This is a genomic window from Microcoleus sp. S13_C5 (assembly GCF_036700845.1).
Classification (GTDB): Bacteria; Cyanobacteriota; Cyanobacteriia; order Cyanobacteriales; family Microcoleaceae; genus Microcoleus.
This window is the reverse complement of the sequence record NZ_JAUBPR010000015.1, coordinates 76,264-90,141: the sequence shown is the minus strand read 5'-3', so window position 1 is coordinate 90,141 and position 13,878 is coordinate 76,264. Positions and strand designations below refer to the sequence as shown.

The 13,878-nt window shown below is 47.5% G+C and carries 4 protein-coding genes; 2 read left to right on the top strand and 2 right to left on the bottom strand.

The window, feature by feature from the left end; genetic code table 11:
• Window positions 1-438 precede the first annotated feature (438 nt).
• Window positions 439-750, top strand: a complete 312-nt coding sequence (locus QUA04_RS06815; RefSeq protein WP_333255062.1) for a hypothetical protein — start codon at window positions 439-441, stop codon at window positions 748-750.
• 162 nt (window positions 751-912) lie between these two features.
• On the opposite strand, the gene acnB is transcribed toward QUA04_RS06815, so the two are convergent.
• Entirely contained in the window at window positions 913-3,528 is a 2,616-nt protein-coding gene (gene acnB / locus QUA04_RS06810) for a bifunctional aconitate hydratase 2/2-methylisocitrate dehydratase (protein ID WP_333255060.1), read from the bottom strand.
• 573 nt (window positions 3,529-4,101) lie between these two features.
• On the opposite strand from acnB, the gene QUA04_RS06805 reads away from it, so the two are divergent.
• Window positions 4,102-8,232 (top strand): EAL domain-containing protein, encoded by a 4,131-nt coding sequence (locus tag QUA04_RS06805; protein ID WP_333255059.1) that lies wholly within the window; start codon window positions 4,102-4,104, stop codon window positions 8,230-8,232.
• Between the two features lie 207 nt (window positions 8,233-8,439).
• On the opposite strand, the gene QUA04_RS06800 is transcribed toward QUA04_RS06805, so the two are convergent.
• Window positions 8,440-12,999: a PAS domain S-box protein gene (locus QUA04_RS06800; protein WP_333255057.1), complete on the bottom strand. Its 4,560-nt coding sequence runs from the start codon at window positions 12,997-12,999 to the stop codon at window positions 8,440-8,442.
• Window positions 13,000-13,878 lie beyond the last annotated feature (879 nt).

The following is a 13,878-nucleotide window of genomic DNA, read 5'->3' as shown; positions in this document are numbered from 1 at the left end:
ATAGATAGTCTAAATGAAAGCTCATCACTATAACTGTATTGGTTGATCTATTTTACACCATAAACTCAGGAGAGCCGATCTATTCTCTGTGTTTACTTATTTTAACATAGTTAGGTTTTTTCGCGCCGACCTACTTAGCGCCTACATTGTTGAGCGGGGCTTGATTCTCGAACCTTATGAGGTGGATTCAAAAACAAACGAAATCACAGCAATTCCTGCATTTATCGAACAGATGGCAGTCAAGGGCGTGGTTTTTGCCTTTGATGCCATTAGCACCCAAAAAAAACACTTCAGGTGATCGTTGACAGTGAGAATGATTATGTGGGTGTACTCAAGGGCAACCAATCTGGATTACTAAAAGCAGTCAAAGGCTGTTTTAAATCACAACAGAGCGCTCAAAAAATGAATAAAGGTCATGGTCGTATTGAAAAAAGGACAGTGAGTATTACACAGGATTTGACAGACCTTCCTAAATTTCCGGGACTCCAGACCTTGATTAGAATTGAATCAGAACGACAAGTATATCGTGCCAACATCACAGGGCAGTTTCATTCTCACGAAAATCAGGCTTTTGTAGGGGCGGTGTCAAGAATGCCCGCCCCTACCCACAGACGATTTTACAAGCATTTGGGACATGGGGGCAGCCACGGGGGGCAGCCCCTACAAGAGAATGAAACAGCCCTGGCCGCAGAGGGGGTGGCTGTCAATTCATTTTGGATTTTAAATTTTGGATTTGGGATTAAAGAATAGTCCTGGACGCACGAGTGGTCAGAAACCGGGTTTTTGCCCAGAAGATGCGTTACAGCCCGTAGAAACTGTAAAAAACCCGGTTTCTTTGAGTTTTAACCGCAGATGTCGGCAGATATACGCTGATGGACTCAGATGAATACAGCCGATCGCCCGCCACACTTTTTACTTGCTCAAAACACCATCAGGAATCCCCAAAAGATCCTCAATGCGAGGCATATCTTCCAAAGCAATCACTCGTCCTTCATCCTCAAAACCAGCAATTTGATCGAAATTCAAATACCGATACAAATCACCAGCAAAAGGATCGATTCTCTTCGACACAATGTCATTGTATTCTTGGACTGTAGGAATGCGACCTAACAGCGAACAAACTGCTGCTAATTCGGCAGAACCGAGATAAACTTGCGCGTCTTTACCCATACGGTTGTTGAAATTACGAGTAGAAGTGGAAAAAACCGTTGTCGCATCTTTAACCCGCGCTTGATTGCCCATACAAAGACTGCATCCTGGCATTTCTGTACGCGCTCCAGCGGCTCCAAAAATACTGTAATAACCTTCTTCTTTGAGTTGCTGTTCGTCCATGCGAGTTGGCGGACAAATCCACAGGCGAGTTTTCACTTCGCCTGCACCTTCCAACACCTTTGCAGTGGCGCGGTAGTGACCGATATTTGTCATGCAAGAACCGACAAATACTTCGTCAACCCGATCGCCCGCAACCTCACTCAACAACTTAACATTATCCGGGTCATTGGGAGCAGCCACAATGGGTTCTGTAATCTCGTTCAGATCGATTTCGATGATTTCAACGTATTCCGCATCAGCATCCGCCTCCATCAGCACGGGATTTGCCAGCCATTCCTCCATCTTCGCCACCCGGCGCATCATCGTCCGCGCATCTTGATAGCCCCGCGCCACCATGTTTTTCAGCAGCGCGACATTGGAGCGAATGTACTCGGAAACAGTCTCCACGCTCAATTTAATCGTGCATCCCGCGCAAGAACGCTCGGCCGTCGCATCAGTCAATTCAAAAGCCTGCTCGACCTTCAAATCAGGCAAACCTTCAATCTCCATAATCCGCCCAGAAAAGATGTTTTTCTTGTTCTGTTTTTCGACGGTTAGCAAACCTTTTTGAATTGCCACATAGGGAATTGCATTCACAACATCCCGCAGCGTTACTCCGGGCTGCAATTCACCTTTAAACCGCACTAAAACTGATTCCGGCATATCCAAAGGCATGACGCCCAAAGCGGCAGCAAAAGCCACTAATCCCGAACCAGCAGGAAAGGAAATTCCCAAAGGAAAACGAGTGTGAGAATCGCCGCCAGTTCCCACTGTATCTGGCAATAACATCCGGTTCAGCCAGGAGTGAATTATGCCGTCTCCGGGACGCAAAGCTATGCCGCCCCGCTGTGACATGAAATCGGGCAATTCATGGTGAGTTTTGACATCAACTGGTTTCGGATAAGCGGCGGTGTGGCAGAAACTTTGAATTACAAAATCCGCGCTAAATCCCAAACAAGCAAGTTCTTTTAATTCGTCCCGAGTCATCGGCCCGGTGGTATCTTGCGAGCCGACTGTTGTCATGACAGGTTCGCAGGATGTACCGGGACGAACGCCGGACAAACCGCAAGCTTTACCTACCATTTTTTGTGCTAAAGTGAAGCCTTTGCCCGTATCTACTGGGATTGTGGGACGGGTAAAAATAGTGCTAGGTTCTAGTCCTAAAGCTGCGCGGGTTTTGTCGGTTAAAGTTCGTCCAATTAATAGCGGAATTCGGCCACCGGCGCGAACTTCGTCTAGAATTGTGTCGGGTTTGAGGGTGAAGGTGGAGATAATTTCTCCGGCTTCGTTGGTGATTTCGCCTTTGTAGGGATGGATGGTAATTACCATTCCTGTTTCCATTTTGGAGACATCACATTCGATCGGCAATGCGCCGGAATCTTCAGCGGTATTGAAGAAAATCGGGGCGATCGCACTTCCTAAAATATAACCGCCACTGCGCTTGTTCGGCACAAACGGAATATCATTGCCAATGTGCCACAGCACTGAATTAATCGCCGATTTCCGCGAGGAACCAGTACCGACAACATCACCAACATAGGCTACCGGATGGCCTTTTAGCTTTAAATCTGCAATGGTGTGCAAAGCTCCTGGCATCTTACTTTCCAGCATCGCCAAAGCGTGTAGGGGAATGTCCGGCCGCGTAGTAGCATGAGGTGCTGGGGACAAGTCGTCAGTATTGGTTTCTCCGGGAACTTTGAAGACTGTAACGGTAATCGCTTCTGGCAATACAGGACGACCCGTAAACCACTCGGCATCCGCCCAAGAATCGACTACCTGCTTGGCGTAGGGATTGGTATCAGACAAAGCTATAACGTCGTGGAAAGCATCGAATACTAACAACGTTTTGCTCAGTGCCCGGGCCGCGGTGGCGGGAATGGCAATTTCGGCAGTGGGGTTGAGCAAATCAATTAAAGATTGGACGTTGTAACCGCCCATCATTGTCCCCAGCAGGTAAACTGCCCATTTGGGAGCAATTAGGGGGCTGTGGATTTCGCCTTTAGCAATGCCAGTTAAAAAACCAGCTTTGACGTAGGCGGCGTTGTCTACTCCGGGCGGGACGCGATCGCGCAATAATTCTATTAAGGTTTCTTCTTCTCCAGCCGGCGGATTTTTCAGCAGTTCACACAGTTCCGACGTTTGCTGGGCGTCTAGCGGCAGCGCGGGAATTCCCAAAGCGGCCCGTTCGGCAGCGTTACGGCGGTAAGATTCAAGCATTTCTCCTCTCTCCTCGGATAGTATTCAGTGGTTGGCAAGCAGGTGACTTTACTTTTTAGATTAGGAGCTTCCGCTGCACATTGGGTAAAGTACCTCGCTCTACATAAAAACTTAACGCAACTTTAAAAACAGTAGATTGTCATACCAAAGACAGATGTGTTCTCCACCGGGAGTGCAAAATATCAAACTCCAGCCCAGCAGTTTAGAGGCCTTCAGTTGCATTGTTGTGGTTAAGATTAATGTGTTGTGGACTACTGTCGATCGTCCTCTGCATCCATCCCTGACAACTAAAGCTAGGGAAGCATTTGTCAATGAGCAATTATGCTCAGAATTTACTCGAATTTTGGGTACAAAACTCAGATTGGCGCGATCGAGGAATCATGCCAAACGCCATATTTATGCCCACCCACTCCCAAATCGCGCATTTTCTACTCCTAGAAAAGCAGTTTTTTTGAGTAATCTTACTGATTGACAAATGAAATTAAGTCTTCAGTTGTTACCAATGCTCTGCGTTTGAAATCGTCATTTACCACAAGTTTAAAAAAGTTGTCTTGCTAATGGATAGATTGAAAAATGGAAAGTTTTATCCCTGAAAACTCTGAAGACTCTCACGGCTGGGCCTCCAAGCCAGATTTGTACAAAGAGCTGCAAGGAACCAAAGAATTACTGCTGACGATCGCCAACTCGATGCCAATACCCCTGATCGTGAGCAGTCTGGCGGACGGCACAATTCTTTATAGTAACGATTTATGCCGTCAGGCTTTCGGGTTCACAGGATTCAAGTCGATCGACCGCCAAAAAGCCGAAATGCTGTACCACAAACCTGCAGAGCGCCAAGAATTGCTGTTGCGGCTCGCCCGCAACGGACACGTCCGCGAGACAGAAGTCCGGCTTAAAAAAGCTGACGGCACGCTATTTTGGGCAAGTGTATCGATGCGGTATCTGACATTGGTGTCGGGGAAAGCTGTTTTGTCGGTGTTCAGCGACATTACGGATCGGAAGCGAGCGGCCGCCAAGGAGCAGGAATTGCTCACGTCAATTCACTCGCGGGCTCGCCAGCAAGCGGCCGTCGCTTACTTGGGGCAGCAGGCCCTCGCCGAAACAGATTTGTCCGCACTGATGGACAAAGCTGCGGTTTTAATTGCTCAAACCCTGGACGTTGAGTATTGCCAGTTGTTAGAACTGTTGCCCTCTGGTCATGCTTTTCTCCTGCGAGCGGGGGTTGGCTGGCAGCCGGGCCTCGTCGGCAGCGCTACTGTTGCCGCTTCTGCCCGATCGCAAGCAGGTTACACATTGCGAGTGGGTGAACCGACAATCGTGGAAGACTTGCGGGTGGAAACACGCTTTAGCGAGTTGCCACTGCTGCACAACCACCGCGCTGTCAGCGGCGTTACGGTGATCATTCCCGGCAATCGAGGGCTGGGGAGCAACTGGGGACAAGCAGAACCAACGAACAGTTCCTCCTCGCAGGCCTGGGGCATTTTGGGGGTTCATACCAGCCAAAGGCGGGTTTTCAGTCAAGATGATGTTTATTTTGTAGAAGCGATCGCCAACGTGTTAGCTGCGGCGATCGAGCGGATTCGATCGCAAGAGCGCTTACAAATGATGGAACGGGCGATCGAAAGTTGCAGCAACGGCATTGCAATCACCGACGCGACCGTTGTAGATAATCCGATTATTTATGTCAATCCGAGTTTTGAGCGGATTACTGGTTATAGCAGAGACGAGTTAATGGGCAAAAATTGCCGATTTTTGCAGGGCACAGACACTGACAGCCCCGCTGCCAAACAATTGCGAATTGCCATTGAAGAGGGCAGAGAATCTCAAGTTATATTACGCAACTTTCGGAAAGACGGCACGCCTTTTTGGCACGAACTGTCGATCGCTCCGATTTACAACTCGCGGCGACACTTAACTCACTTTATTGGAGTACAAACAGACATTACCGACCGCCAGCGCTCGGAAGAAGAATTATTTTTAAAGTCTCAAGCTTTAGCAGCTTTTAGCGCTAATCTCAAACACTTGCACCGGATTACAACTTATCATTATCAAAACTTTGAAGAACTGGTTGACGATTATCTAACAGCAGGCTGTTTGATGTTTGGACTTTCTATGGGCATCATGGCTGAAGTTGACAGCGAGACTTTTATTGTCCGAGCAGCTAAAACAGATTTAGAATACTTCGTGCGAGGCTTAGAATTGAACCTCAGCGATACTTACTGCGCGGCAGTAATTAAACTTAACAAAACAGTTGCGTATTCTCATATAGGAGCAGATATTGAGATGCGCGAACATCCTGCTTATCAGAACTGCCAGGCAGAATCTTACATCGGAACGCCGATATTTGTTAACAATAAAACTTACGGTACCTTGAGTTTTAGTTCGCGAGAGATCAAAAAAAGAAAGTTCAAGTATGAGGAAATAGAAATTATAGAATTGATGGCTCAAAGTATTGGCAAAATTCTGGCGGTTCACCAAATGGAAGTCGAACGCCAGCAAGCTGAAAAAGAGCGATGCGAGTTAATAGTATCTCTCAAAGAAAGTGAAGAACGCTATCGCCGTTTAGTAGAACTATCTCCCGAAGCGATCGCCGTTCACAGTCAAGGGAAAATCGCCTACATCAATGCTGCCGGCGCGAAACTCCTCGGTGCGAGTTCTCCCGAAGCGCTCATCGGCTTTCCAGTATTGCATTTCGTCCATCCAAACTATGTGGAAATAGCCACAGAGCGCATTCGGCTAGTCGAGATAGAAAATCAGCCGCTCGACCTTGCCGAACAAAAACTGATTCGGTTCGATGGACAAATAATAGACGTTGAAGTTGCCGGCATCCCCGCTACTTATCAAGGCTCGACCGCCGCCCAGATTATTATCCGAGATGTCACCGAGCGCAAGCGAGTAGAACGGGAACTGCTGCACGGCGCTTTTCACGATGCCCTGACAGGTTTGCCCAACCGCGTTTTGTTCCTAGACAGGCTAGGACAAGCCATCCGCCGATCCAATCAGTCCCCCGATTACAAATTTGGTTTACTTTTCCTAGATTTAGACCGCTTCAAAGTAGTTAATGATTCTTTAGGACACGTTTTAGGAGACAAACTGCTAATCGCCCTCGCGGAGCGACTGCAAACCTGCGTCCGGGTTTCTGATACCGTCGCCCGGCTGGGGGGAGACGAATTCACCATCCTGCTAGACCACATTCAGAGCCTAAGCGACGCCACCCTCGCAGCTAAAAAGATACAAAAAGAACTGACGAAGCCGTTTCATCTCGAAGGGCACGAAGTATTTACCACCGCTAGCATAGGCATTGTTTTCAGTCGAGGCGAAGCCACCGACACTGGCGAATCGAATCCGTACACTCACCCGGAAGAATTCCTACGCGATGCTGACATCGCTATGTACCGCGCTAAAGCTTTGGGTAAGGCCCGCCACGAAGTGTTTAATTTGGCGATGCACGACCAAACTATGTCGCTGTTGCAGTTAGAAACTGACCTGCGGTTGGCTATTTTGGGCAAGGAGGAATTAGGAGAGAGCAAGGATCAATGTTCGCACTTTATTGTGCACTACCAACCGATTGTTTCGATCGCCAGCGGTGCGCTCGAAGGTTTTGAGGCCTTGGTGCGCTGGCACCACCCAGTTCGGGGTCTAGTTCCGCCGTCTACTTTTATCCCTGTAGCTGAAGAAACAGGTTTGATCGTGCCTCTGGGAGCCTGGGTGTTGCGGGAAGCTTGTCAGCAATTGCGGATTTGGCAAGAAATGTTAACTGAGGAACAGGGAAGAAGTCCAATGGAAGTCGGAACAAGGCCCTTCGACTCCCTTGGGCTGCACTCAGGACAAGTTGCTCAGGGTAACCAGAAGGAAGAAGGCGCTTCGACTTCGCTTAGGGTAACAACAGGGAAGAGGGCAACGGGCAATGTAGGGGATTTAACTGATGTAACAGATACAGGGAATGAGGAACACGAGACTTTTACTGAGCGTAGCCCCAGTATTGGTCACAGGAAAGAAAGAATAGGTAAAAAATTACCAATTCCCAGTTACCAATTCCCGATTAGCGATTTTCACTCCTCTATTACCAATTCCCAATTCCCAATTACCAATACTTCGGCTACGTTCAGTACAAGTTCCCAGGTACCAATTCCTAATTTTAAATTACCAATTATTGATCCTTCGCAATTAACAATGAGCGTCAATCTCTCTCCTAAACAGTTAGGTTTTCCGAATTTAATCGAGGAAATCGATGAAATTTTAGCAGAAACGGGCTGCGATCCGAGCTGTTTAAAATTGGAGATTACTGAAAGCGCGATCGTGGAAAATGTCAAAAAAGCCAATATTGTGCTAGCCCAATTAAAAGGTAGAAATATTCGATTGTCGATCGACGATTTCGGTACTGGGTATTCGTCTTTGAGTTACTTGCACCGTTTTCCACTGGATACACTGAAGATTGATCGATCTTTTGTCAGCCGCTTGGGGGCTGTAGAAAATGGTGACGACGGGGGCCAGCCTTTGCAGATTGTGCGGGCGATCGTAACTTTGGCTCACAATTTGGGATTAAATGCGATCGCCGAAGGTGTAGAGACAGCCGAACAGTTAGCACAGCTTCGAGAACTCGACTGCGAATTAGCTCAGGGATATTGGTTTTCTAAACCTTTGGACAGTTCTGCCGTGACTGAAATCCTGATAAATCTCGGTAATATAGCAATTATGGACTGAGTTAGGTACAGATTGGTAAATAGTTCGTCACCCCGTGAAGACATTTTTGCTACAAACTCATATCATTTCCGGTTACACCGGGATGATGTTGACGGTTGACGGTTGACTGTTGACGCCGTGAACAGTCAACAGTCAACCGTCAACAGTGAACTCGAATTTACTATTCCGATGCTAACGGATTTGATATTACAACTTACCAATCCCCCATTAACAATTAGCTTTGAGGGGAATCTCGATCGCCAATTCTGTACCCTGTCCCGGCGAAGAAGTACATTTCAGCGAACCTTTGTGTCTGTCTGTAACAATTTGATAGCTAATTGACAAGCCCATCCCAGTGCCTTTACCCACAGGTTTAGTGGTAAAAAACGGGTCAAAAAGCCGAGTGCCGACAGTCTCCGGTATTCCCGGCCCGTTGTCAGCAATCCGAATGATTACCTTGCCCGCTGGCGATATTTCAGTGCGGATGCGGATGTGGCTGGGCTGTTCCCGCATTTCCTCAGCAGAACGGCGCAGATCCCGTTCTTCCAAAGCATCCAAAGCATTGCTCAAGATGTTCATAAATACTTGATTTAACTGTCCGGCATAACATTCTACTAAGGGTAGTTCAGCGTATTCTTTAATCACCTCAATTTCTGGATGATTGTGTTTAGCTTTGAGCCGGTGCTGCAAAATCATCAGGGTGCTATCTATGCCGTCGTGGATCTTGACTGCTTTCATTTCCGCTTCGTCCATGCGGGAAAATGTGCGGAGAGAAGCAACAATTTGTTGAATTCTGTCTGCACCGACTTTCATTGAAGAAAGCAACTTTGGCAAGTCTTCCATTAGAAAGTCTAGTTCAATATTGTCTACTTCCTCTTGAATTTCCGGGACGGGATCGGGATAGTGATTTTGGTAAAGTTCGATCAGGTGTAGCAAGTCTTGAGTATAGTCGTTGGCGTGGGTGAGATTGCCGTAAATAAAGTTAACTGGGTTGTTGATTTCGTGGGCCACTCCTGCCACAAGTTGACCGAGACTCGACATTTTTTCATTTTGAATTAACTGCGATTGAGTGCTGGTTAATTGCTGCAAGGTTTGTTCTAATTCGAGAGCTTTATTGCGAGTTTGGGCGTAAAGATCGGCTTGGTTGAGGGCGATCGCCAATTGAACTGTAATCGCTTGCAATAATTCCACTTCGCTGTCGCTCCAATGCCGGACAGAAGCGGAGTGGGAGCAGGTAATAACACTCACCACTCCCGAAAGTGCCTGCATCGGAATTGCCAACACAGATCGGTAGCCCATAGAACTAAGAGACCTTCTCCAAACAGGGTCTGCGATTGCTCCGACATCATCGATTTGCAGCGTTGCTAGACGCAACATCTGTTCTCCTATAGTGCCGAAGTCAGAAGCTTTATAGCAACCTATTAAATCGGGAAGTTCTATTCTGCGAGATTCTTGAATAATTTCCCAAAAAGCCTCTTCTTGTTCGCTACGGTACCAGGAAAAATAGCACCGATCAATCTGCATGAAAGCCCGAATTTCTTGGACTGCGACAGCAATAATGCTGTCGAAATCGAGGGAATTGCGGATTTGAGTAGTGAGGTTGTTGAGCAATTTTTCTCGATCGGCCTGCTGTCTGAGTCGGGCTTCCGATCGCCTCAAGGCAATTTCTCCCCGCTTGCGATCGGTAATGTCTTCGGTGACAGCTAATAGATATTGCGGTTTGCCATCAGCATCGAGTATTGCTGTTTTCTTGGTATGAAATATCCGCGTTTCTCCTTGGCCCGTTTCAATCTCTTCTTCGGCGATTTCTACAATTTGCCCGCTGTTGAGCACTTCCCGGTCTTTGGCGGTGAAAAAATCAGCTTGTTCTGTTGGGAAAAAGTCGTAATCATTTTTGCCCATAACTTCTGCTGCACTGAAACCTAGTAACTGTTCAGCTACTGGGTTCCACAGAACAAACCGCAGTTCTTGGGCATCCTTGGCAACCACTCCTACGGGTATGGTTTTGAGCACTGATTCCATAAAATTTTGAGCGTGTTGCAGTTCTGCTTCTGCCTGTTTGCGATCGCTAATATCTCGGACGTTGGCAATGATGCTGAGATTGCCGTTGAGATTAATTCTCGACAAGGCAACTTCTGCATCAAAAGTTGAACCGTCGTTGGGACGCCTCGCTTTCCATTCCACGCGACCTGTTTCGCCTGCTAATACTCTTTCCCAAAGTTCTTCCATTTGTTCAATGGGATTGTCGTCTGTTGAATAGTCGTTTTTAATTGATAATTTTGTTGCTTGTTCCGGGCTAACTCCGTACATTTCTAACATTCGATTATTGACATCGAGAATGTTTCCTTCTAAATCGTGAATGAAGATAGCATCGTAAACATTGTTAAAGATTGTCCGCAGGTTTTGCTCGGAAACTTGCAGCGCTGCTTCTGCCTGTTTGCGATCGCCAATTTCTTGTTCTAATTGGGTGACTGCTTGGGAAAGTTCGACCGTGCGATCGCTCACTCTGTCTTCTAACTCGACTGCTGCTTGCCGTAGTGCTGCTTCGGCGGCTTTGCGATCGGTAATGTCGATCGCCGTACCAAACAGTTTTACTACCTTGCCGTTCACATCGGTTTCGGCTTTGCCGAGGGCGTTCACGTGTCGCAAGGTGCCGTCGGGACGGTAAAGGCGAAAGTCAAAATCAAAGGGGATACCTGTTGCGAGTCCCCGCTGCACTTGAGTTTGCCACAATTCCAAATCTTCTGGATGAATCAGAGCGACCTGTTCGGCTAGGTTGGGGGCAAAGGCGGCCGGTTCGATCCCGAATATGCGGAAGAGTTCTTCCGACCAAGTGAGGGTTTCGGTGGCTGCGTCGAGTTCCCAATTGCCGACATGGGCTAGTCTCTGGGCTTCTTGTAGCTGCCGCTGGCTGTGGCGGATGGCGGTTTCGGCAACTTTGCGATCGGTAATGTCGAGCAAAACGCCGCAAAATACGATTTCGCCGGTTTCGCTGCGGGTGGGCATTGAGTCGCCCTGCCACCAGCGAATCTCGCCGTCGGGCTTGACTAACCGCCCTTCGTAATGCCACAGAGAAAGGTTTTCTACGGCTTCGCAGACGGAGGCGATGTAGCTTTCCAAGTCTTCGGGGTGGACGCGGGAAATGAATGTATTTAAGTCTCGCGTCATTTCTGCTGCTGTGACGCCCGTGAGCTCGAAGACGCGATCGCTAACGTAGTCAACTTGCCAAACTCCGTCCCGGTTGCAAAATTGGAACAGAGCTCCGGGGATGGTGGCCGCGATCGTCCGGAACCGGGTTTCGCTAGCCGTGAGGGCGGCAAAAGTCTGGCGCAGTTCGGCCGTGCGTGCTTCTACTCTGCGCTCTAGTTCTGCGTTGGCGTGTTGTAAGGCTGCTTCTGCGCGCTTGCGATCGGTAATGTTGGTGGCTGTACCGGTCGTGCCGAGGCAGTTTCCGGTTTCGTCGTAGAGGGCGATCGCGTTAAACATCAAATGTTTCATGCTGCCGTCTTTGGCGATTTGGGTAGTTTCGTACTGGAAAATTGATTCTCCGGTCAACAACCGGGCGAAAACTTCTAAATCTTTCTGGCTTTGTTCTGGTGTCACAAAGTCGGAGAACGGCCGACCGATCATTTCTTCTGGTTCGTAACCGTAGATGTACTTAACTGCTGGGTTGACGAAGGTGTAGCGTCCTGAAGCATCGACAGACCAAATCATGTCTTGGGATGTTTCTACCAAGCTGCGGTATTTGGTTTCGCTGGCTTTGACGGCTTCTTCTGTTTTTTTGCGTTCCGTCATGTCGCGGGAGACGGCGACAGTCATGACGATTTGGCCGTCTGCGTTGCGGATCGGTGTTTTGACTGTACTAAACATTCGCACTTCTTGATCGTGCCGCGTGATCGGTTCTTCGGAAATTTCTAGAGTCTGTCCGGTTTCAAATACGAAGGCGTCATCTTTAATGTACTGGAGAGTATGGTCGGTATCGGCGAAAGGTGCGTCTACGATGCCTTGAAGTTCCTCTTCAGTCATGCCGTAATAGTCGCGGAATGCTTTATTAGCCCAGACGATTTTTGATTGAGGGCCTTTGACTAATACTATATCGGCGATCGAATCGAGAATTTGGTGATATTTTTGCTCGCTGTCGCGGAGTTTCTGTTGTGCCGCTTCGATTTCTGCTAATTGCCTCTGGGTTTGCCAGTGCAGTTCGGCTTGGTGGATGGCAACTGCTAAATGGTCGCCTACTTGTCTGGCAAACTCGATTTCGTCTTCTTGCCACTGGCGGGGTTGACCGCAGGAGTGAATGCACAGCAATCCCCACAAATGTTGCCCTTGCAGCAGCGGTACGACTAAGTTGGCTCGGATTTGAAACCGCTTGAGGATTTTGAGGTGACAAGGGCTCAACCTGGCTTTGTAAATGTCCGTGACTGCTTGAACGTATCCTTTGGCATAGTTGGCGGCAAATTGTTCGCCGAAGCAGTAGTCGCGGACTCTTGCTCCCAAAGATGGGCTGTATTGGGGCAGTACGTCTTCGGAAACTACTTCACCCTCGTTGAATTCGGATTCGGGAAAGAAGCGATAGACAGCGACTCGATCGGCATTTAGGAGTTGCCGAACTTCGGTGGCTGTGATTTTGAATATTGTTTCTAAGTCTAGGGATTCACGAATTTTGCCAATAACTCCCATCAGCGCTTGCAGCTTTTTAAACCAGGTTTGAGACTGCGTTTGTCTTTCTAGGTGAGCTAGTTTCTCGCGCAGGTTGCTGACTTCGTGATACAGGTATTCATGAAACATAATGCTTTTTCTTTAGTTATTTTGCGGTTTGTTATCGAGGTTGATGGCATCTCAATAGTGTTCTGCAAGTTGAGCCTGGTAACTCAAAAGGGCAAAGAACATATTCTCCTCCTTCTGCTAGCACTTAGCAGCTACTCAGGCTGCATTTCCGTATTTTTTCGAGATTGGGAGGTCAATCGACTATCTTCGCTCCCGTACATTTACTGAAAAAAGGCATAACTTGCTACTTCATAAATTGTCAATTATTGAGAATAATGCTAACAAAACTTACACATAAATCCGGTTTATTAACGTAATTAAGTTAGGGAAACTCCGAAAGTGGAACGAAGAAACCCGGTTCCATTGCGTGATCGGGAGGAGCGTCCCTGACTAATTTTGACATTTTTTTGGTCGCCTTCGGTTGCAATTGTCACCTTTTTATTATTACCACAAACTCGATCTATCGTTTCCTTGGTTTTGCGATCGAATATCCTGTTGAGTTCGCATCTATTAAAATTTGTTTAAATTTAGGCGATCGGCTTTTCTAGAGTTTTCATTATTCTCTATTTATCTGTCCTAAATTAGATTTTATACAGCCTTTGGGTTAAGCCAAAAATTTAGATATTTTTACTTGCATTCTCATTGTTTTATGCGATGGATTGGATTTTTTAAACTGATTAAAATTCACCGAATCAGAGGTTAGTTTTCCGTAAAACATTTGAGGTAGGTTGCCGGCTATGGTTAAATTGGCTCAACTCAAGGGCTATGCCCTACCGCAACAGGTTCGCACGCGCGTTCGAGATAGCTTCGCAGGCGCGGAGACTTTTTGGCAGATTTTTGCGACTTTTGACAAGTGTAAAAATTTTAGATAATACAAATATTTAGGGTATCACATTTTTC

Bases quoted from the DNA above. Each gene is read 5' to 3' on its own strand.
- acnB (WP_333255060.1), bottom strand. From the start codon at position 3,528: ATGCTTGAATCTTACCGCCGTAACGCTGCCGAACGGGCCGCTTTGGGA.
- QUA04_RS06805 (WP_333255059.1), top strand. From the start codon at position 4,102: ATGGAAAGTTTTATCCCTGAAAACTCTGAAGACTCTCACGGCTGGGCC.
- QUA04_RS06800 (WP_333255057.1), bottom strand. From the start codon at position 12,999: ATGTTTCATGAATACCTGTATCACGAAGTCAGCAACCTGCGCGAGAAA.